The sequence below is a fragment of the Pedobacter sp. MC2016-15 genome (assembly GCF_026239695.1).
Classification (GTDB): Bacteria; Bacteroidota; Bacteroidia; order Sphingobacteriales; family Sphingobacteriaceae; genus Pedobacter.
Genome location: NZ_JAPIVS010000005.1, coordinates 338,162 through 360,801, shown reverse-complemented (window position 1 = coordinate 360,801; position 22,640 = coordinate 338,162). Strand labels below are relative to the sequence as shown.

Here is a 22,640-nt window from a genome sequence, read left to right as displayed (position 1 = left end):
TTGTCTTTATTGTGAGCACACAAGTAAGGTTTTTAAAAATATTACACAACCAAACACTAGAAATAACAGAGAATAAATGTTCGAATATATTAAACAAAGAATTTTAAAAAAGTTAATTGAAGAAATCGAATGCATAAGTCCGACTAATCTCGAATTAGTCGGACATTATATGGTATCGATTATTGAAAATAAAAAAATGATTCATCATGGTTTAAATAAAGATTACAAATCTAGTGGTTATACAGTGGATAGCTTCACTAGTGATTCTTTAACTATTGCTGAATACAGTACAGATAAAAGTTATTTTGAAAATAAAGCGAAAAAGTCTGATACTATCCCTTTTTTTGAAAAAATCACAAATGATATTCAACATGCAATAGCTCATAACATTGAGAAAAAACCACATAGAATTTACCTATTATCTTCTGAGGTAGAACCACCATCATTCAGAGCTGAATTCAACAAAACGGAAATTGCCCAAAAGAATTCAAACATTGTAATGCTATATGATGCCCGTGAATTAGCTAAATACATCTATGAACAGTCTATAAAATCAATAGATGATGCATCTTTTTATAAACAGTTTTTTCCCGATTTTTCTCAAAACTTAGATAATTACGAATACTATGGGCGAGTTCCTTGTTTTTGTGACATACATATAACACATGAACATGCAATTGATGAAATAAAAAATCACCTAACCAAACTTAATATTGCTGTGATATCTGGAATTAGCGGCTCTGGCAAAACACAGTTGGTTATTGATTTTATCCATCATGAGAAGAGAGACTTTGAAAATTATATTTGGATTATGGGAGAAGATTGGAAAAAAGACACGTCGCTTTCTAGCATCCAGCGAACAAGAGGCGGAGCTCCAATAAATATTCCAGGATTGTTTAATGCTTCAAAGACTATTTTAGTTATAGACAGCTTGGAAAGGACTTTTAGCAGTATTGATTTATCGGAATTGAATGTTGGTTTTTCAAAAGGTGGCAAAGTCATCATAACTTCTCAGTTATCAAAAAACGATGAGATGTACCTCCCGATACCAGAAATCTCAGATGATATTGCATTACAAATCATTGGTGAAATAAAAGGAGAAGAATCTTCAGTATGCATGGATGTCATTAAGCTATGTAAGCCTTTGCCATTAATTTTATCAACTATCAGAAATCTGGTTAGGGAAGAAGAAATCAGCAGAGAAGAGTTGTACAGGGAAGTACTTGATTATCCTAATGATTTGAGTGATAATGGAGGAATGTCAATAATGGGGGCTATACTAGGAAAATTGGAGCCTAAATCATTAAAAGCGCTAAAAAAAATAGCAAATTCTGGTTCTACAATCCACGATTCAGATTTCCTAAGCCATTATATCGGTACAATAGGCAGAACTAATTTACAGCGTCTTTCCTTATTACTTGCTGCAGGTGTGCCAAGTTGTTTGAAAATACATGATTTGGTTTGCGCCTCTGTTCAAGATAATTTAAATACTATAGAAATATCAGAATCCATTGAAGATTATATTTCCAGACAGGATGCTTCAATGTCTCCAAGTGTAATGAGGCAGATTCATCTTTGTTACCAGATGTTAATGAGAGAATATCGTGCAAGGGATAAAAATAATCCGAGCTGGGTTACTTACGCACTTCTCCAGATCGAATCTGGCGTTAGAAATGAAATTCAAGAAGAGTTATACAATAAACCAATTTTGCCAACTATTGATCTGGCAGCTACTAGATGTTTAGTTGATTCAAGGGAAGCTCACGCCTATTCATTTGATGATAATGAAAAAAGGAATAATTATTTTAAAGCTTGCGCTAAAGAATATACTGATGTAATCAATACAATTCAGAATGACAAAATAAAGATTGAAATATTACATCATCTGGGAAAAGTGTTGAGGCGCACAGATTCTCCACACGAATCGATAGACAGTTTCTTGAAAGTATTGACAATAGATCCTAACTTACATGCTACGTTTCTTCAAATAGCTCATGTCGGTACACTTTATGGTATATCTAAAGAAATTAAGGAATTAGGTGAACACTATTTAGAAAAGCTTATCAATGCGGTTATTGAAGACTACACAACTGTTCCTCTAAGAGTTTCATTGGGAGCGTTTGCAAGATTGAGAACATATAAAAAACTCAGTAAGAAAATTAATGGTAATAAAGAACAGGTTAGAAAACTCGCAAATGTTATTGCGGTATCTTTGTTTGAGGGATTTGGGCAGTTTTTTGAGGCATTTGTTTCTTTTACATCAGTTTTTAACTACCGCCATGGCTCAGAATGTTTATCACTCATAGAAGAATTGCCTGTACTTCTGACCATTACACCGGAATCAATTGATGAAGAAAATTGGTTGAACGCCTGTGAAGGATTGACAAATTTGGCAATATCTGCTTCAAGAGAAGGTAAAAACGACTTGTCTAAAAAGATTGCATTGACAAGCATTCCCTTTGCAGACAAGATATTTGAAAAAGGGAAATTTAAATCTTTTAATGGCAGAGCGTTAATTAAGGCATATTCTACAGCAGATATGGATGATAAAGCCTTAATTGTAGCAGAAAAAGTCCCCGTTGAGTTGCATGATCACTGGTTTTTATATCAAAAATCGAAAGCGCAGCTGAAAAGTAAAGTCTCAGATTCTTACAACTCTGCTAAAACAGCTTTAGAATTAGCGGAAAAAGATTCTTACGCAAAAGATATGCTATCAATATATCATGATTTGATTAGTCAATGCGCTTTAATGAATGGGATGAAGGAAGAAGCTAGAAACCATGCTAATCTCGCATTAGACAAATGCTTAGATGATAAATACAAAATAGACCTGTCTAATCGACTAGAAGAAATAAGTAAATTGTATATTTTTTGATAGCGAACTGCGTCTTCAAATGAAGGACTTTCCTGAATCGGTGGTGCCATTGCTGAAGAAATTATAGTTGCAATTATGTATCAAATTATCCTTATATTAGTACCATAGCATTGCAGCTATATTGTACTATGAAATTAGTGAGTAATCCATGAGTCACTAATCGAAAAAGCTTAAAAAACCTCATTTAAAGGCTGTTAGCCTACTTTCATAAAGACCCGTCCGGTCCGCAAGATTTAATCTTGAAAATATCGAGAAGCCTTTAATTGAAAGATTAGAGGCTTTTTTGATTTAGAGGATTGCAGAAAATTAACAATCTACATATTTCTTACAAATCATTCATGATAGCTATATTAACTACTGGAAAGACAAGGGATAACTTCGTCCCCCAAAAACTTATATTATACTAATTATTAGTTAGTTCAAAATCGAACATCATGATCACTCCACTATAATCACCTTGTCTTAAGACGTGCCGATTGAAAGTGTTTCTTAAATGCTCGGGCATACAAATATTAAAACCACCCAGCACTACGCGAAAATTCTTGATACCAAGGTTGGCGCTGATCTGTCAATGTTGAAAAATAAATTAACATCGGTAGGATAACTTGAAATAAGTTAGAACTTGTTTACCCAAATATATTGGGTTCAGCATAAACATTATGGAACAACATAACAACAATGCACTTATTCCAGATGAACTTGTCGTGAACAAGATATTTCAAATTCGAGGACAGAAGGTGATGTTAGACTTTGATCTTGCAATCCATTATGAGGTTGAAACGCGGATACTAAAACAATCAGTGAGACGCAATATCTTGCGTTTTCCAGAAGATTTCATGTTTCAATTAACTAAAAAGGCGTGGCAGGAGGTTATCACAAATTGTGATAACCTACCCAACGGCTCATTGCGGCCTGCAAATCCTAAGGGATTTGCTTTGGCATTTACGGAAAATACAGATGTTATACGAGCTAATGGTGCTTAAACCTCTTTATCCACTATAAATTCTATTTTTTCATAAAGAAATAGCTCATGGTTACTGTTTCGCGAACAGGAAATATATAAGAACATTTACCAATTTGTGATAGAGATTGTAAAATGAAATTGAGAACTCTAAATATTTGAGTTAAAAACAATATGTCTGTTTTTTTTGAATGATTAGGAAAACTTCTAGTTAATTATTTATTATAGATTTACTTTCTTTCTCGGTTTTTTTTGCAAAATTAGACCATTCAACTTAAACAGGTATGACTCGTCCTTCAACAAACATTAACTATGGATAAAGAAAATAAGTCATTTGATCCTAGAGAATATATGAAATTGGCTATAAAAGTCATGAACCAGTCTATTCAGGAGCCAAGAGATGACAAGTCCAGTCCCAAAGTTGGAGCTGTATTAATTAAATCTGATGGCGTGGTGGAAACGGCATTTCGTGGTGAACTTCGTCATGGAGATCATGCGGAATTTACGTTATTAGAAAGAAAAAATAGATCAACGGCACTTGATGGAGGAATCTTATTTGCAACGCTGGAGCCCTGTGCGCCAGGTGCAAGAAAGCATCCAAAATTAGGATGCGCAGAACGGATTATTAATGCACGGATTAAAAAAGTGTGGATCGGAATTGAAGATCCAGATCCGACAGTTGATAGAAAAGGGATACAATTTTTAATTGATAACGGTGTAGAAGTGGAGATGTTTGATTCTGATCTTCAATTAGAAATTCGAAATGCAAATAAGACTTTCATACAAGAAGCAGAGGATCGTGCAAAACAATTGTAACCCTCCCTTTTTTCGAACCGGTTTAGGAGGCGAGAATTCAAATTTATATATTATTTTTCATCCCTCAGCATGGAGTCAGCTCCCGCGGAGCTGACTCCATGCTGAGGCTCCATTGTGCTCTATATTCCAAAGGTGTTTTACCATCTAGGGCTTCATGTGGCCTCTTAGAATTATAATCGGCCACCCATTCTTCTGCGAGTATTTGTACCTGCATGATATCTTCAAATAAATATGCATCAAGAATGCTTTCCCTGAAGCTCCTGTTAAAACGTTCTATGTATCCATTTTGCATCGGCCTACCTGGTTGAGTATATTGTATTTCAATATTATTCTCTTCGCACCAGGTATTAAATTCCTTGCTTATAAATTCCGGACCATTATCAGTCCTGATGCTTTTTGGCTTTCCTTGCTCTTGAATTATTCGTTCTAATAGTTCTGTTACCCGCAGGGCTGGCATAGAATGGGCAACTTCAATGGCAATAGCCTCCCGGTTATAATCATCTATCACATTTAGCGTTCTGAATTTCCGCCCATTTGTAAGCACGTCACTCATAAAATCGACAGACCACATCTCCAGCGGAGCTGATGGACGCAACAGCGGGTTTTTTACACGCTTTGGTAAACGCTTGCGCGCTTTTCTTCTCTGATTTAGCCCCAGAAGTAGATACACCCGTCTTACACGTTTATAATTCCATTTATATCCCTCCGTTCGAATTCGCCCATAATATAAGTCCTGACCTTCGGTTGGATAAGATCCAGCCAATTCCTGAAGCTTTGTAATCGTTTCTGAATCATCCTTTCTAGATTTATAGTAATACATGGATTTCGGTAGAGAAGCTACTCGACAAGCCCTGCTGATGCTGATCTGATGATATTCCATCACATAGGCAACCATGTTTCTGCGCTGGCAGGGCTTTAAAACTTTTTTGAAAGAACGTCTTTCAGAATCTTATTATCCAAGGCCAACTCAGCATACATATGCTTAAGTCTGCGGTTTTCTTCCTCTAATTCCTTCAAACGGCGTAGCTCTTGATTATCCATCCCAGAATACTTTTTCTTCCAGTTGTAAAATGTCGCTTGGTGTATGCCCAAAGCGCGACAGATATCTGCCACCTTTTTACCGGACTCTTGTTCCTTGATTGCTGCCACGATCTGGCTTTCACTAATTACTGACTTTTTCATCTTCCTGTTTTAAAGTTACGAATTTTCGCCTCTTATACAGTCCGATTTTTAGGAGGGGTTACACAATCACAAGAGGAAGCAAAAGATTTGATTTTAAGTCTTAAGGAAAAGGTTGAGATTAGAGCGGAATTAAACGATCTTTCAATTGAAGATTTAAATTGGTTTTTAGCATCGGCTAATATTGAAGTAGAAATTAATACTCCAGCATATTATAAAGTTTTTGCTCAATTAGGGTTTATAGAGTCAAAAGATAATGTATGGAAACCTACTGGTTTGGGGTTATTGTTATTTGGCAATAGACCGCAACTTATCTATCAAAATGCCTTGATTCGTGCTACCTTTAAGACAAAGGGGCGTGGAGAAGAAATCATAACTATAGAAGGTGCAATTACTCGGCAAGCAGATAAAATACAAAAATGGTATGAGAGCCACATTTTTAGCCAAATTGATAGGTCACACGTTGAAAGAGAAGTAAAGTTTGATTTTCCTCTCGAAGTCCTTCGTGAAGCAATTATTAATGCTATTGTTCATCGTGATTATGATATTGAAGGTGCCCCTATTTACTTTGAAATCAATGATGATGCTATAATTATTAAAAGCCCTGGTGAACCTGTTGCACCTCTAAAGTTTGAACAGATAAGATCCTTCTCTGCCCCATCCTTAAGTCGTAATCCAAAAATAATGTATGTATTTGACCAGTTAAAACTTGTAGAACAAAGGGGATTTGGGTTTCTGACAATAAAAGAATTGCCTGATAAGTATGAATTACCATTGCCTATTGTTACTTACGATGCACCTTATATGGTTATGACTTTTCCTAGAAGTCAAGAAGTGGCAGTTGAATTAAAAGATAAAGATTTACCGCCTGTATTAAATGCGGCTGAAAAAGTTGGCTTCAGATGGATACAAGAAAATGAGCCTATAAGCACCAGAGATTATTCATCACATTTTAATGTCGGATATAAGACAGCACAACGTTTTATTACGAAATTAAAGACAATAGGACTTGTCATAGATAATGGAGAGTCTATAAATTCTCCTAATTATAAGTATAAAACTATTAAAATTCATCACGATAAATAAGGGTTAATAAATTTGTGTATCGGCATGTGTGGTGGTAAGTTCAAGTTGAAGACTAAGATGAAAGAATAATGAAGAACTTGGACAACTACTTGGACATAATAGCATAATTAATGTCTAAGTAAGAGACCAAGATGAGGGATTATGACTAAGCTTGTACACCTACTTGGACATAATAACATAAGTAATGTCCAAGTAAGAGACTAAGATGAAAGACTAGTAGTGAACTTGGGCACCTACTCGGACAAATAATATACATAATGTCCAAGTAAGAGAGCAAGATGAGAAATTATTGCTGAACTTGGACACCTACTCGGACAAATAGTATGAATAATGTCCAAGTAAAAGACCAAGATGAAAGACTACGGACAAACTTGGATAGTATCTTGAACAAATAGCAACTCCAATGCCATAATTAGAGATCAATATAAAAGAACTGATAGGCTTGGACGGCTACATCATAGGTAAGAAGATAATTATAGGCTTGATGTTTCTTCTAATAAATCCGTGTTGATAGTAAGCTAATTGTTTATGCTTAATCTTAGCATAATGCAATTGAGGTGGTAAATAAATAACAGAATAATTCGTATATTTTTATCAAAGCATTGCAGCTATATTATACAATGAAATTAGTGAATAATTCATGAGTCAAAATCGAAAAAGCATAAAAAACGTAAACTAAAGGCCGTTAGGCTACTTTCATAAAGACCCGTCCGGTCCGCTAAAGCCTCAACAAAAGTCGGGGCTTTTTGCATTTATATCCTTTTTTAAACATTCTTAGTCATCCCTGCCAGCGGTCAGAATCAATACGGATAAATTTATCCCTATTTGAATCGTAATACCGTAATTGTTTGTCATCCGCATACTATCGAAATTTGTACTATCAACAAAGAAAATATGGAACAGCAATTCAATTACAGCAACGAATTATCCGGCAGGATCGCCTTAGTAACAGGAGGCACAAAGGGTGCAGGAAAAGCAATCGCAGAACGTTTAAAGTCCGCTGGTGCAACAGTAGTGATTACCGCGAGAAACAAATCCGAACAGCCAGATCCGGACCTTTATTTTATTTCTGCTGACCTCAGTAAGGCAGATGATGCGCAAAAAGTAATTAGCGAAGTACTGTCAACTTTTGGCAGGCTGGATATTCTGGTAAACAACCTTGGTGCTTCATCAACACCCGCCGGTGGTTTTTCAGTATTGAATGATGAGGATTGGATCTCAACCCTACAAGCTAATCTACTTGCTCCTGTCAGGCTTGACAGAGGATTTTTACCACAAATGATCAACCGTAAAAGTGGTGTTATTATCCACATTGCTTCCATTCAGGGCAAATTGCCTTTATATGATTCTACCTTGCCTTATGCTGCTTCAAAAGCAGGACTTATCAATTACAGTAAAAGTTTATCAAATGAAGTTACGCCAAAGGGTGTCCGTGTGCTCACTGTTTCGCCAGGCTGGATCAATACAACAGCTTCTATAGACTGGTTGGGCGAGATTGCAAGAAAGGCAAATAGTACAGTAGAGGAAGCGCAGCAAAGTGTTATGGATGCATTGGGTGGAATACCCTATGGCAGACCTGCCGAACCGGAAGAAGTAGCCGAATTGGTGGGCTTTTTAGTTTCACCAAGAGCCAATTACTTGACAGGAACAAATTTCGTTATCGACGGTGGAACAGTACCCACAATTTAAAAATCTTATCATCATCAATTAGGACATGATCTTATTGAAGTTAGCTTATCAGAGATCAAAAAAAGATTAGACGGTGCATCATGGATTATGAAGAAGCGGCATAAAACATCCGTTGCTTCTCATATTCCATTATTGCCGATTGCAAAGGATATTGTTCATAGGTATCCTGATCATCCGTTGTATGTACATAGTGAAAGGGTTTTGCTACTAAATAGCAACCAGAAGATGAATGCTTATCTGAAAGAGATCGCCGACCTATGCGGTATCACAAAACATTTAACGTTTCATATTGCGCGGCATACATATGTGACAACAGTAACATTAGGCAATGGTTTACCTATTGAAAGTGTAAGCAAGATGCTTTTCCGTGCCGATATCAGAACTACTCAGATTGGAATGACCAGCGGATTTACATAGGACGAAAAGTTTGGTGTTTACATAGCTATACTACAAGGTGAGTCTCCTATTTAGCATTTTTGCTCTTATGATGACTGATCTTAGTTATGATTCTCTTTTCGCTTTCGACCTGAATCACATTAAGGATCAGGTTTGGATCAATATTAAAGATATATGCCATTCTCAACACCTCTGACACCGTAAATTTTTCGGGATCGGCTAATTTTACAGAATAACGTTCTGAATTTATTCCTAGTAATTTAATAATCTTTGTCGGGTACAATTCAGCAATATCATACATCTTTTTGATCTTGCCTGTTTCAAATAATGCACCTATTGATGATAGATCTTTTTCGGGATCATTATTCATAAGATTCCAATCACTCATATTTTAATATTTACTCACTAAAGTCGTTAATCAGATATTATTCCTTCCTAAAAAAGAACGATTAGTAATTTATAAAGTACTTTTAGTTTGTTTATATGTTTCCATATTCGTAAGTTTGGATAATGATTGATTAAAAATTATTTTTAGCGTTTACTTCATACAACATTTTGAAGCATTCGCACTTTGAGTCTCGTCTTAGAAACCTGAGAAATTTCACAAGGATACGAGAGGTAAGTGTAGTGCTCACGTCATAGGCGTGGGCCTGCTTTCCGTATCCAAGGCTTCTCAGGGCCTCTAAGACGGTAGGTGGGTTTCACGCCTTGTTTTTTGTTTAACCCTCTTATATCTGACTCATTTTATTTTGTAAACTTAAATGAGATCAACATATGGAAATGCGAATTCTAACGCCTGCCAATGATCAGGCGTACTATTTAAAAACATTCATTGAAGCTCTGGTACAGAAGTTTCAGCCTCTGCAAATTCTGTGTCTATCCCAGAACATTACTTCCGATGTATCTGATAGTTGTTTCAAAATACCAGAATTTGATCATACTGCTCATTATTTCCTGCTGATGGTTACTGAATCCATTACCCGGGTGGATCATCAAGTGCAGGATTTTTCGAATAACTATTTCAAAAAGGGTACGGTCACAATCATCACTCATGGTAAGGAGGCCATTGCGGATGCTATCAAAGCGAACAGCAGGTTTTTTATCAAAGCCTACAGCTCGGCCAATTTATTATATACTTCCGATGGGTACTCAAATTGTAGCTGCCAGACTCAATACATCCCGGGAGATGCGGCTGCAAAGGCCAGCAAGAATTACAATCACCGAATTGCCTTGGCTGGGGGCTTCCTACAAGGCGCCCTTGCATGTATAAATAAGCAACAGTTTACCGTCGGCACCTTTTTACTGCATCAGGTAGTTGAACAATGCTGCATTGCTTTAATCCGGGTCCAGCTTGGTTATAGATCTGAAGTGCACAATCTTTACCGGTTGCTGGGCATATGCCGATGCTTTTCCAATCGGCCATATAAGCTATTTCTAACAGGCAGTAAGGAAGATCAAAGGTTATTTGACATCCTGGTAAAAAGTTATTCTGGTGCCCGATATGCTAGTGATTTTGCGGTAACTGAGGCTGAAGCAAATCAGCTGCAAGATCGCGTAAGATCATTTGTGAAATTGACGAAAACGATGTGTTTAAATAAAATTGAGTGTCTTGAAGCAGAGGCAAAGGCTTATCGGGAGTATGCTAGTGATCTGAGCTTAGTGAACACTTCAGAATTATACTCATTTAATGGGATATAAAAAAACCCCGGTTCCAAACCGAGGATTTGTTCAAGGCCATCAAGAGTCGTACAACTCTCTAGGTCCTGATACGCTAATATACAAAATAAACTCCAATCCAAATTAAAAACGAGCCAAGTACTAGATACAACATCACTATCGCGAGAGCAGAACTTGCTTTTACTCTGTATTCGTTCGAGGTTTGTTATGGGTTAAACTATCCCTCAACTATGGTCGAACTATAGTCACGCTATACCATGTTTACCCTATGTTTACCAGAACTCTACACCAACTCAACCCCATATTTACCCTTTAAGTAAAGTTCTGGTAAAGTTGGAGTCTACATGGGGTAAACATGGTATAGTTCAAGCATAGCTCAACATTAGCTAAACCATAGCTTAACCCATAACAAACCCCGAGCAAAGTACGAACAAAGATATGATGATTTTTAAATTAGATACGTAAATAAAATTGGAGGTCTTCTGCATGGATAAGGGGGAAGGCCTGCTACAGATCCTCCCCCTTCACCTGCTTTAAGAGCAAAAAATTACAACTTATCCCACCAGATTCTTGTAGTCCACAGATCCGGTCCCTGCGTGGCAACAGCATTTTTATAGTTTTCACTATTCAAGCTGGCCTCGCTTTGCGGATAAGGTAACCTTCTGGGCATGGTCCCTCCTGTTTCGTTACCAGGATAATTGGTAGGAATCAACACCGGATAGCCTGTGCGACGCCAATTCGCATATACCTCCATATTATTCATAAACTGCGATGCCCAGAATTGCGTATGGATTTGCTTCATCTGGTCCTCAAAGCTACCGCCGGTATACGGATTTTGTGCCAGGTAGGCATTGATCTGCGCATCTGATACGCTGCTGCCCCCCGGATAAATACTCTGGATCTTCATTGATGCCCGCACTGCATTTTCGTAATGAGCCTTCGGATCCGCTGTTCCCCAGCCCCTCAATGCCGCTTCTGCCAGATACAGCTCCACTTCATTGTAACTCAGAAATACACTTGGCGTAGAATTGCTGGCAACAGTGTTCAGGTTGATTTCAGAATAATCTGCAAGCATACCATCAGTCCATCCCGGAATCAAGGTCTTAATCGACGAATAGTCATACCCATGCGGCAGCCCCTTCTGGTTCGCAGCAATCGTGCTGGTGGGCAGCTGCGTAGGATCAGCATTTCCAGGCCAAAGCGTGATATAGAAAGGCAGTCTCGGGTCTCCCGTATTTTTCAGATGGTTCACAAATGTTTGTCCCATCTTGCCATAACCTGTACCTTTTGCTGATGGAGGCACTCCTTCGCCGCCCCTCAACTCGCGACCAGACCAGTAAAAATTCAGCTCCGTACCATCGGTATGATTCAATCGTGCTACATCATCATTACTTTGCATCACGCCGCCCGCAATCGCCTTCTTCACCCATGTTTCTGCCAGTGCAGGATCCACCTTAGTCAGCCTCATTCCCAAGCGCAGCATCATTGAATAGGCAAAAGTCTTCCACTTGGCGACGTTACCGTTGTAAACATAGTCGGCCGCTCCATAGCTGGGCTTGCTTGCATCAAGTAAAGCTGCAGATGACTCCAGCTGCTTTAGCATCGCCGGATAGATATCAGACTGCTTGTCGTATTTCGGCTTATATATCCCCGAGACATATCCCAAACCTGCCTCTGAATAGGGAACATCGCCATAAAAATCTGTCGCCCTGTGCAAAATAAAGACCCTCCATATCTGAGCAATATGGTGCAGGTTGATTTGATCGGGGCTCCCGGCTGTCTCCGCAATGATCTGCGAATTCTCCTTGAGCTCCACTCCATACACTGAGCCGAAGAGGCCATCAGTATATCCGGCCTTGGCGAGGTACTTATCGCCAGTCCATTGGTAAGCATTCAATGATGCAAAATACTGCATCATCGCCCCTGCAAGCTTATCATTAGGGTACAGCGTGTTGCCATCACTTTCACCAGCCGTTTTTATCAGGTTATAGGAAAACAGATTGGCCACTACTGGTTCCGTGTAGGCATTAGGGTTTGTATTCAGCTCCTCAAAACCCTTGTCACATCCCGAAAGCAAAAAGACAAACACCAGCGCTAAAAGCCTTGCGGAATACGATTTATGTTGATTTATTTTCATATACATAATTGAGCAGATTAGAATTTAACAGATAAGTTTACACCATAACTTCTCGTGGTAGGAACACCGAAATTTTCAAGGCCCTGCGCATTGGAGTTATTATAGCTTGATTCCGGATCAACGTTTGGCACAGCACTGTAGATCAGCCAGAGATTACGTGCCACCAGCGAAACCGAGGCCGACTGCAGAGGGGTTTTGGCAAGCATCTTTTTTGGCAAGGCATATCCGAAAGTGAGCTGACGCAACTTGATAAAATCCGATTTGTAAACAAACTGATCACTGAGCGTATAGGCAATACCCTGGTAATACGTTTGCGCGGGCACGACAGCGCTGTAGGGTGCCCCATTCTGATCTACCCCACTCACAGCTACGCCATTCTCACGTACTCCATTGGCGGTTGTCCTTTTATCAAGACCGTAATAGGTGCCATAAGCATTTGTAGAGGTATATAAGCTACCCCCAAACTTTCCATCAACAAGAAATCCCAGAGAGAAATTTTCATATCCAAAAGTGTTGGAAATACCCATCGTTAAAGGAGGCACACCTTTTCCCAGCGCCACAATTTCACTCTGAAGCGGAATTCCGTTTGCATTGTTATAGATAATGTTGCCATTTACATCCCTCCTGGCTTTATTTCCGGCAATCATACCAAAGGATTCTCCTTCATAATGATAGATGTAGGCATTCTCAGTCCTTGGACTTGCTCCCGGCAGCGCTAACTTATCCAGACCTTCTGCCAGCCTGATCACCTTATTATCATTGTAAGCCACATTATAACTGACATCCCAGTTCAGGCCTTCGGGATTACGCAAAGGATTGCCCGTCAGCAACAGTTCCACTCCCTTATTTCTCATTTTACCTACGTTCAGTGATACTGAATTGAAGCTTGATGAAACAGCTACCGCCGCATTTACAATATCATTGGTAGTCACCCTGTTATAGAGCGTAAGATCAACACCAATCCTGCTGTTAAACATACGGGTTTCGATACCAGCTTCAGTAGTAGTTGAGGTATAAGGTTTTAGCTCCTGTGGTATATTCGTTCCGGTAATGTACATGAGCGACTGATCGAGATGTTTTACTGAAGGAGCGCTGTAACTCAGCTGCAGTGAATAAGGACTTGGTGCGCCACCGCCAACCTGCGCCCATGAAGAACGCACTTTAGCATAGGATAACCAGTTTGGTTTTGTTTTCCAGGCGTTGGAAACGATGAAGCTCAAACCTGCTGATGGATAAAACAAACTGTTTTTACTTTTTGACAAAGTAGAGAACCAGTCTTTCCTTCCTGTCAGGTTCAGGTAGAGAAAATTATTGAAGCCAATATCTGCAGCACTAAAAAGCGAGTTGATGGCTGAGGCCATGAAGAGATCGGTGAAGGTCTGGCTACTGCCGTTGCCTATGAAATAGCTGAAAGGCACATTAAATAGTCCACTGGACAAACCTCCGGACCTGGTTTCAGTATGCATCTGGTTTCCACCAACCAGGATATTCGTGCTAAACTTTCCAAAGGTCTTGTCAAATCCGATGATGGCCTCGGCATTGGTTTCAAAACGCGCACTACGGTCGGTCGTCATGCTGCCTTGTGTATTGGTCAGAATCCCCGTAGGATCCAGATCAAATGCGTCAGTATTGATATAATCGATACCCAGTCGCCCGCGGGCATATAAGTTTTCAGTGATGTTATAACGTGTGCTGAAGGATCCTATAAACCGACGTCTGTTATCTTCATTTTTAACTTTGTTTACAGCAAAATAAGGGTTAACTACAAAAACGTAATCATTCCATGGTACCTCATAACCTCTTTCATCAAATCCGGGCGACAAACTGCGAACATCCAGACTGGTGGCAATCAAGCCTACAGAAGCGTTTGGGTTTTTGGTGAAGTCGGCAATATAACTTCTGTTTTTGTTTTTCTCGATATTGAACTGAGCTGTACCCTCGAAGATGATCTTTTTGGAAAGATTAGCACTGGCACTGAGGTTAAAGGTTTTCCTGTTGATCGAAGAGTTAGGAAGAATGCCCCGGTTATCCATGTTTGATACCGAAAACCTGAAGTTAGCCTTCTCGTCGCCCCCCGTTAGTGCCAGGGTATTGGAAAGCGTCGTACCGGTATTATAAAAATTTTTGATATTATCCTTCTGAGCACTGTAAGGTCTTGCGGTTCCATCCGTGTTGATGACGGAAGAGCCATCCAGCCGGGCACCCCAGGAGATACGTCCGTTTGCTACAGCCTCAGACTGAGATGTAGGCTTTTCCCCACGGTTTCCGGATCCATATTCATATTGCCAGTCGGGCGTCGACAAAGGTGTCTCGGCAGTAAAAGTTGAATTGAAGTCTACGCCCAGGCCTCTTTGTCCTTTTCCGGTTTTTGTGGTAATAAGGATCACACCATTGGCTGCTCTTGAACCGTATAAAGCTGCTGCAGTACCACCCTTGAGCACTGAAATAGATTCAATGTCATCAGGATTGATACTATTCAGTCCGTCCCCACGGTCTACACCACCGTATGTTCCGGGACTGCTGGGTGTGGCATTGGTCACAGGCACCCCATTTACCACATACAAAGGCTGATTTTCGCCGCTGAGTGACCCGTTTCCTCTGATGATCACCCTGCTGGATCCGCCGGCTCCTGTCGCAGTACTTGTCGCATTTACTCCTGCTACTTTACCCACAAGTGCATTTCCAAGGTTATTCTCTCTGGCTTTGGTAAATTCACTGCCATTCAGTTCGGTTACTGCATAGGCTAAGGCTTTCTTTTCTCTGGCGATACCCAATGCCGTCACCACCACCTCTGTTAAAGCTTTAGACTCCTCCTTCAGCGAAACATTCACTACAGATCTTCCATCTATGGATACCTCCTGTGTGAGATAACCGATAAAGGTGAAAACCAATGTCTGTCCCGCCGGACTCATATTCAGGGAATACTGACCTTTACTATCGGTGCTTGTTACCTGGCCTGATTCCTTTACTTTTACACTTACTCCCGGAAGCGTCATGCCCTGTGCATCTGTAACCTTTCCGGTAAGACGTGCCTGCTCTTTTTCAGCTTCAGGCTTTGCAGTGGCAGTTGAAGTTGGCATAGCCTTGATGATGAGCAGGTTTTTGGAATAACTGAAGGTGAGATTCAGTGGATTCAGAATTTGGCGAAGTACCTCTGATAACTTTTCATCTTTGAAATCCACACTGATTTTACTGGAAGGCTTCAGCCCTTCTGAGCCATAAATGATATCAATTTTTACCATCTGGTTGATCTTCCGGAGCACCTCCCTTACAGGCAGGTCTGTAGCTTTTAAGGAGATTCTGGTATCCAGGTTCGCGGGAAGCTGATTGTTGGCCCGGGACTGCAATGTGGTTAATAATAATGCCTGGAGCAGAAAAAGGCATAGGAATAGTTTAAAAGGAAGAAATCTCTTACTAATTTTTTTTGTCATAAATTTGAAGATAATTTTGTGTTAAGATTACCTCTCGGGCAGAGAGGTCTACAAGATTACAGGGAGCGATTGCTCTTCACAGAAAGCTGGATGTGTCGGAAGCACATTCAGCCTTTTTTTTCGGTCGCTATCTTACCATAGGCATAGTTGGTTTTAGGTTTAGTTTCCTTAAAGACAGATAACCAAACCCAGCGAACCAATAAAATCAATATTTTTATTCTTTTTTTTGTAAAAGAGAGCAGAAAATGCAGAAATCAACATTCCTATAAGATGAAATCACTGAGAATTCTTAATAAAGCACATAATTATTGTTACGAATTTTCAATTTCACCCCGGATATTTCTGCAATAGCAGCGAGAATATCAGGCAAATCCTGAGTTTTGAAGCTTCCACTAAACTTCATTTGTCTTTTCTCTGCATTTTGAATGATAATTTGAGTACCAAAACGGTAGTAGAGTTTTAAGGCAATTTCTTCCAGCGGGGTATCATCAAACACTAGATCTCCCCTCTGCCATGCAATCACATCCGCGGGATTGTATAGGGAGTCACATACAAAACTTTTGTGATTGTTACGCATTTCAGCACGACGCCCCGGAGTAAGCATCACCATCTCAGCGTTGCTGGTATCTTTTACAGCCACCTTTCCTGAAATCACGGTCACCGCAATTTTTGAAAGCTCCTTGTAAGCCATAATATTGAATGTCGTACCCAGTACACTCGTTGTCAGCTTTCCGGTATGCACAAGAAATGATCTCGCAGACTCATGTTTAATATCAAAATAGGCTTCCCCCTCAAGAAAAACCTCTCTTTTATCACCATCAAATTTCAGAGGATAACGTAGTACAGCACCCGAATTCAAGATCACCCTGCTTCCATCATTAAGCATCACGATCTCCGTTTTGGATTTACCGGCAGCGCGTGATACAAAATCAGATTTCCTGTCAGGCCTTGGTGCAATATCAGCTCCAGACCAGAGATAAAATGAGACAAAGACAACGCAAATAAGCGCTGCTATGGACGCAATTAACAGAGTTGGAAAAGAGCTTTTCTCTCTAGCAGCTTTCTGAGAACTGGTATCATCGCTGAGGATAAAGTTCCAATGCTCTTCCATGACTTCATGAAGTTCTGCAGCAGCATCCGGCTCTCTGATCTGACCCAGAAAATCAGCCACTTCCTGCTCCGTTGCCCCATCGTCAACAAGCTTTTTAAAAAGTTCTGGTAGCTTCTGATTGGATTTCATGACAGGTAGTATTTAAATAAAATCAGAGCGACAGGAATGGTACTTATACCATGTTTAACAAGGTATGCCCTCACTACAGAAAGCGCGGTCAGGTAATGATTTTTTACCGTAAAGCGGGACAAATTCAGCCGTGATGCAATTTCATCATAATTCAGCTCTTCCTGCCTGCTCAGCTGAAACACCAGCCGGCGCTGAGGCGTCAGTCCCTTTGCTGCTTCCTCAATGAGCTTGTTATAATCCCGCATCGTGACCTTGCTGTCTGCCGGGTTTTGATAAGCAGTCGCATTTCGGATCATTTGGGTCGCCATCTTTTCATTAAATGACACCTTCATCAAATAATTTAAGGTCAGGTTCTTCGCCATGATAAAAATATAATTGTTCAGATTCCTGATTTCCGTCAGTTCATCCTTTTTCAACCATAATTTAATCATGATATCCTGTGTCAGATCTTCAGCAGCATATTCAGATTTTGAAATACTGAGCACATAACTGTAAATTTTGGGCTTATAAAAGTCCAGGAGAGCGTTAAAATCATCATTCATGGAAAAAGCAGTATCTAATTGAGCTTATTAAGCTGATTTCGAAAGTAATATAGCAATTAGGCATTATATTACAACCGATAGATGTGCATTTTATTTAGAAACTACACTTTCTAACTCTTCCCGATGATCTTCCCCCCACTGCGCAGTATAAGCAATCGCCGGTATCAGTGATTCACCAAGAGCTGTCAACTCATATTCCACTTTCAAAGGCAGCACATCATAAGTAATCTTATTCAGAATACCATGCTCAACCAGTTGTTTCAGCTGCGTATCCAACACCCCTCTGGAGGCTCCGGGCATTTTTCGCTGCAGCTCCCCCGGACGTTTGATACCTGAATGAATACACCAGATCAGGCTGATCTTCCATTTTCCGTTGATCACTGCTAAAAACAAATGCAGTCCGCAATCCAGTGAAACAGGTATCTTTTTCTTATACATCAGTAACAGTTTAGTATACAAAGATAGGTCATGTAAAAGTATCAGATACGGATAAATTCAGCCATACTTGACTGCAGCCTATCCATTACTCAAATTTGAACCCTAAATAAAACACCATGAAATACAAATTATTTGGAAAAAACACCGGATTATATGCCAGTGAAATGATATTGGGAGCAGCCATGCTGGGCACACGCAGCGGTTATGGCGCAAGCCCCGAAGAAGCAACACAGATTCTCCAGACCTATGCCGATGCAGGAGGAAACTTTATTGATACCTCAGACCGCTACCAGCTCGGGGAGTCGGAAGAGCTGATAGGAAAATTTATCGCACAGCAGCGCAGCAACTTTATTGTCAGCAGCAAATATACCCAAAGCCATGAGGCAAGTCCTGCGAAAAGCAATTTCGGAAACCACCGCAAAGCGATGCGACAGGCAGTAGAATCCAGTTTGAAAAGGCTGAACACAGATTACATCGATCTTTATATGCCTCATTATGATGATGGTGTCACCCCAGCAGATGAAATCAGCAGAGGACTGGAAGACCTGATCACATCGGGAAAAGTGTTGTATGCAGGTCTTAGCAACTTCCCAGCCTGGAAGGCAGCAGCAATAGCAAGCCAGTTGAAAATCAGCGCTATCCAGATGGAGTATAATTTGACCCAGAGAACGGCCGACCGGGAACTTCTTCCAATGGCTAACCACTTTGGCCTGGGAATTATGATGTACTCCCCGCTCGCAGGGGGATTGCTTACAGGCAAATACCGGGAAGGTAAAAGCGGACGGATCAATAATTCTAATCAGGATTACCAGGAAAATGAAAACGTAAAAGCGATTATAGATAAGTTACAACTGCTGGCAGCACAAATGGAAACAACTGCCGGCCAGGTTGCACAAGCATGGATCTTATCAAAAAATACTTTCCCCATCATCGGAGCCCGCAGCATCCAACATGTAAAAGAAGGTTTACAGGCCGCTGATCTGAATTTAAGCCCGGAGACTCTTAAAGAACTCGATGACCTGAGCAAGGTTTCTTTAGGCTATCCCCATGATTTACTGGCAAGCGTACAGAACAGCCGATAATTCTTGTCAGATCAGTCCAAATTTTAAACCGGTAAAACATTTGATAAATGACTGTACAATTATATATTTGCATTTAATCAATCTAAATAAGAAGTCATATCTTCAGATTTAGATGAGAATAACGGCTCATTATAATTAGATTTCATGTACACTATCATTGTTTTACTGGTCTTTATTGCCTTTTTGTTGTTATACAATCTGTCAAAGAAAACCGAATGGTCAAATAAACCCGTCTGGGCGAGCTATTTTGAGAAAAAGCGCAGCTTATCTACAGTGCTCAGCGCTCTGCTGATCATCATAGCCGCATTCTTGCTAGAGCTCGAAAACGGTATTGTTTCAGGGATCTTTAGCTTAGTCGTTATTCTGATGGCTATGGGCAGCCTCATTGTCTTGCTTTTCCCCTTCCGCTATGTATCTGTTAAGCAAATGGCACTGCTGGTTTTGCTTTTTATCGTTTTTGAAAAGTTAATTTTCTAGTTATGCCAGCCAATAAAAAATACCTTACCAAATCCCCTTTTCAAAAATTCCTGAAAATCACTGCAGGATTCATTGGCGGATACTGCGTCATGATTTCCTTCCACCAGCTGTTGTGTTGCATCTTCGAACCAAAGAACGTCATCATCACTGCAGCTTTTACAGGTTATATCCTTTGGGCCACACTAATGCTTGTCGCCTTTCTCTCAAAAAGCGCCTGGAAAATATGGCTATACTATATTGTGCTGACTGCCATTTTCTCCATTCCCTTTCTTTTAAAAATGTAACCTGACAATGAAAAACAGAAACTATAATATATATTTTAATACCCATACCATCAGCGGTATTATCATATCCGCGATATTATTCGTGATCTTTTTCGCAGGTTCCTATACCCTCTTCAAAGACGAGATCTCTGCCTGGCAGAGTAATACCTCTTTTCAGGCACATGCGGATAAAAAATTAAACTACAACAATTTACTCGACTCGCTAAATCAGAAGCACAACCTGAAAGGCCGGGATATCAATTTCTTTTTCCAGAAAAACACTTTTGATACTTATGTAGAAGTTACGGCTTCCAAAGACAGCACGCTGATCCCGAAAAAGAAACCGGAAGCAGAAGCTAAAGGTCGTAAACGTGGCCGTCGTGGCGATGGTGACGGTGCATACTTCAAATACAACTTTTATAAGGGCGACAGCAAAACCTATGAGCAAACTTATGATTTAGGTGAGTTTCTTTACCGTTTGCACTTCCTTGCGCAGCTGAACCAGATACCCATCAGAATAGGTACACCATTCGGTTACCTACTGGCAGGACTGGTTTCATTTTTCTTTTTATTCGCGCTGATCACGGGCTTGCTGCTGCACTGGGACAAGATCGTCTCCAATTTCTTTGTCTTCAGGCCATGGTCTAAAGTAAAAACTGTCTGGACAGATGCCCATACCGCACTGGGTCTGATTGGGTTCCCCTTTCAGCTGGTCTATGCTGTTACAGGAGTAGTACTGATTGTCAATACGATTCTGCTGATGCCATTCACCTTCCTGTTTTATGAGGGCAAAGCCGATAAGATGTATGCCGATCTGGAATATGCCGATTCAAAAGTATATGATTATACTTATCAGGAACTGCCCGGCAAAATTGATATCCAGTCGTACATCAACAAGACTGAAAAGCTTTGGGAAGGCTCTGACATCACCCGTGTAATGATCAAAAACTATGGGGACGCATCCATGGCACTGGTAATTGAAGGAGCAGCTGATCCGCAGCGCAGTTTCTCCGGTGCGGGAAAGATTATCTATGAACTCAAAAATGATAAGGTAGCATTTCATCGTTCACCATTGGGCGAAAGCACTTATATCAGTAAGGTAAAAAGCCTCATCTACCATCTCCATTTCGGGGATTTCAGTGGATACGGACTCAAAATCATCTATTTCATTTTAGGGATGATGGGTTGCGTAGTGATCATTTCAGGAATTCTGATCTGGCTTGTTGCCCGTGATAAAAAGAACGTTCCGGAACATAAACGTAAATTCAATTTATGGCTGGCTAATATTTTCCTCGCCATCTGTCTTTCGATGTTCCCGGTGACGGCACTGACCTTTGTAGCCATTAAACTAAACAGCGCGGTAGACATGACTTATATTTACAGGGTCTATTTTTACAGCTGGTTATTGCTTTCGGTATATTATATCATCCGCAAAAACCTGAACCGCACCAACCGCGAAACCTTGCTGCTGGGCAGTATCTTCAGCCTGGCCATCCCTTTCGCCAATGGATTTTGTACAGGAAACTGGATCTGGAAGACCTATGCCAGCGGTGCAACTGACATTCTATTTATTGATCTGTTCAGCTTATCAATTGCGATCGTTGGATTGATCAGTTTTTACAAAGTCCGGCAGCGCCAAAAACTACAGACAGCTATATAAAATATAAAGCCCATGCATTCTGCAGGGGCTTCTTTTTTATCAAAATATAGGAAAGTTCTACTTTTCTGATCTTACAGATTGCAGCGCTGTTCCCCATGATATCACCTGGTCAAATAAAGTATTGAGGTTCTTCTCATGTGTTGCGGCTGGTTTAAAAACGGTATAATTTTCAAAGTCAGTCGACAAAGATAACGTTACCTGAGTTCGCACATCTGCCAGCATCAGCTCCCCAAATATCAATCTCAGGTGCTCTGCTGCACGTACCCCGGATGCACTTCCGTAGCTGACGATGCCCGCAGCCTTGTTATTCCACTCATAGAAAAGATAATCAAGTGCGTTTTTTAAAGCTCCTGAAGTGGAATGGTTGTACTCTGGAGTTACGAAAACATAAGCATCAAACTTACTGATTGTTTGCGACCATTTTTTACTATGTTCATGCTGAGGCTCAGCCATAGATGGCGGTACGGGTTCATCAAGCAGTGGCAGGTTAAATTCTGCTATATCTACCAGTTCAAATTCTGCATCGTTGCGTTTCGACGCAAGCTCCTGCACCCACTGGGCCACCTGAAGGTTAACTCTTCCAGGACGTGTACTACCTGTAATAATTGCTACTTTTATCATTTTCTATAGGTTTTAGATTAGGCATTTAGTCAATTCTATCAGTATACATCAATTACTCAGCCAATCTCAT

18 protein-coding genes and 1 pseudogene are annotated in these 22,640 nt (G+C 40.2%); 11 read left to right on the top strand and 8 right to left on the bottom strand.

What is annotated here, in order from left to right; genetic code table 11:
- Positions 1-76 precede the first annotated feature (76 nt).
- The 3 genes from OQY15_RS16840 to OQY15_RS16830 all read left to right on the top strand — a co-directional run bounded on the left by OQY15_RS16840 (position 77) and on the right by OQY15_RS16830 (position 4,652).
- Positions 77-2,875 carry a hypothetical protein gene (locus OQY15_RS16840; protein WP_265793050.1) on the top strand — a complete coding sequence of 933 codons (2,799 nt, stop codon included), beginning with the start codon at positions 77-79 and terminating at the stop codon, positions 2,873-2,875.
- A gap of 659 nt (positions 2,876-3,534) precedes the next feature.
- Entirely contained in the window at positions 3,535-3,858 is a 324-nt protein-coding gene (locus OQY15_RS16835) for an ORF6N domain-containing protein (RefSeq protein ID WP_265793049.1), read from the top strand.
- A gap of 290 nt (positions 3,859-4,148) precedes the next feature.
- Entirely contained in the window at positions 4,149-4,652 is a 504-nt protein-coding gene (locus tag OQY15_RS16830) for a deaminase (protein ID WP_265793048.1), read from the top strand.
- A 64-nt stretch (positions 4,653-4,716) separates the two neighbouring features.
- On the opposite strand, the pseudogene OQY15_RS16825 reads toward OQY15_RS16830, so the two are convergent.
- Positions 4,717-5,834, bottom strand: a pseudogene (locus tag OQY15_RS16825) (IS3 family transposase).
- Positions 5,835-5,921: 87 nt separating this feature from the next.
- On the opposite strand from OQY15_RS16825, the gene OQY15_RS16820 reads away from it, so the two are divergent.
- The 3 genes from OQY15_RS16820 (at position 5,922) to OQY15_RS16810 (ending at position 9,023) form a co-directional block, all read left to right on the top strand.
- On the top strand, positions 5,922-6,917 hold the full coding sequence (locus tag OQY15_RS16820; RefSeq protein WP_265793047.1) for an ATP-binding protein: 996 nt from the start codon (positions 5,922-5,924) through the stop codon (positions 6,915-6,917).
- An 894-nt stretch (positions 6,918-7,811) separates the two neighbouring features.
- Positions 7,812-8,606: an SDR family oxidoreductase gene (locus OQY15_RS16815; RefSeq protein WP_265793046.1), complete on the top strand. Its 795-nt coding sequence runs from the start codon at positions 7,812-7,814 to the stop codon at positions 8,604-8,606.
- A gap of 87 nt (positions 8,607-8,693) precedes the next feature.
- Entirely contained in the window at positions 8,694-9,023 is a 330-nt protein-coding gene (locus tag OQY15_RS16810; protein WP_265793045.1) for a tyrosine-type recombinase/integrase, read from the top strand.
- A gap of 46 nt (positions 9,024-9,069) precedes the next feature.
- Here OQY15_RS16810 and OQY15_RS16805 read toward each other — a convergent pair whose 3' ends face one another.
- Entirely contained in the window at positions 9,070-9,390 is a 321-nt protein-coding gene (locus OQY15_RS16805) for a hypothetical protein (protein ID WP_265793044.1), read from the bottom strand.
- Between the two features lie 386 nt (positions 9,391-9,776).
- Here OQY15_RS16805 and OQY15_RS16800 point away from each other — a divergent pair, with 386 nt between their 5' ends.
- Positions 9,777-10,700, top strand: a complete 924-nt coding sequence (locus OQY15_RS16800; protein WP_265793043.1) for a HEPN domain-containing protein — start codon at positions 9,777-9,779, stop codon at positions 10,698-10,700.
- Between the two features lie 526 nt (positions 10,701-11,226).
- Here the strand turns inward: OQY15_RS16800 and OQY15_RS16795 are convergent.
- From OQY15_RS16795 to OQY15_RS16775, 5 genes are all read right to left on the bottom strand, one after another.
- Positions 11,227-12,816: a SusD/RagB family nutrient-binding outer membrane lipoprotein gene (locus OQY15_RS16795; protein ID WP_265793042.1), complete on the bottom strand. Its 1,590-nt coding sequence runs from the start codon at positions 12,814-12,816 to the stop codon at positions 11,227-11,229.
- Between the two features lie 17 nt (positions 12,817-12,833).
- Entirely contained in the window at positions 12,834-16,247 is a 3,414-nt protein-coding gene (locus tag OQY15_RS16790) for a SusC/RagA family TonB-linked outer membrane protein (protein ID WP_265793041.1), read from the bottom strand.
- A gap of 289 nt (positions 16,248-16,536) precedes the next feature.
- Positions 16,537-17,487, bottom strand: a complete 951-nt coding sequence (locus OQY15_RS16785; protein WP_265793040.1) for a FecR domain-containing protein — start codon at positions 17,485-17,487, stop codon at positions 16,537-16,539.
- A complete protein-coding gene (locus OQY15_RS16780; RefSeq protein ID WP_265793039.1) occupies positions 17,484-18,029 on the bottom strand; it encodes a sigma-70 family RNA polymerase sigma factor in 546 nt (181 codons plus the stop codon). Before OQY15_RS16780 ends, OQY15_RS16785 begins: the two co-directional genes overlap by 4 nt.
- 90 nt (positions 18,030-18,119) lie before the next feature.
- Entirely contained in the window at positions 18,120-18,467 is a 348-nt protein-coding gene (locus OQY15_RS16775) for a helix-turn-helix domain-containing protein (protein ID WP_265793038.1), read from the bottom strand.
- A gap of 116 nt (positions 18,468-18,583) precedes the next feature.
- Here OQY15_RS16775 and OQY15_RS16770 point away from each other — a divergent pair, with 116 nt between their 5' ends.
- From OQY15_RS16770 to OQY15_RS16755, 4 genes are all read left to right on the top strand, one after another.
- Positions 18,584-19,549 (top strand): aldo/keto reductase, encoded by a 966-nt coding sequence (locus tag OQY15_RS16770; protein ID WP_265793037.1) that lies wholly within the window; start codon positions 18,584-18,586, stop codon positions 19,547-19,549.
- Between the two features lie 144 nt (positions 19,550-19,693).
- Positions 19,694-20,026 (top strand): hypothetical protein, encoded by a 333-nt coding sequence (locus OQY15_RS16765; protein ID WP_265793036.1) that lies wholly within the window; start codon positions 19,694-19,696, stop codon positions 20,024-20,026.
- Between the two features lie 2 nt (positions 20,027-20,028).
- Complete coding sequence (locus tag OQY15_RS16760; RefSeq protein WP_265793035.1) at positions 20,029-20,310, top strand: hypothetical protein; 282 nt, start codon at positions 20,029-20,031, stop codon at positions 20,308-20,310.
- A gap of 7 nt (positions 20,311-20,317) precedes the next feature.
- Positions 20,318-21,949, top strand: coding sequence for a PepSY-associated TM helix domain-containing protein (locus tag OQY15_RS16755; protein WP_265793033.1), 1,632 nt, complete (start codon positions 20,318-20,320; stop codon positions 21,947-21,949).
- A 57-nt stretch (positions 21,950-22,006) separates the two neighbouring features.
- Here OQY15_RS16755 and OQY15_RS16750 read toward each other — a convergent pair whose 3' ends face one another.
- A complete protein-coding gene (locus tag OQY15_RS16750; protein ID WP_265793031.1) occupies positions 22,007-22,570 on the bottom strand; it encodes an NAD(P)H-dependent oxidoreductase in 564 nt (187 codons plus the stop codon).
- Positions 22,571-22,640 lie beyond the last annotated feature (70 nt).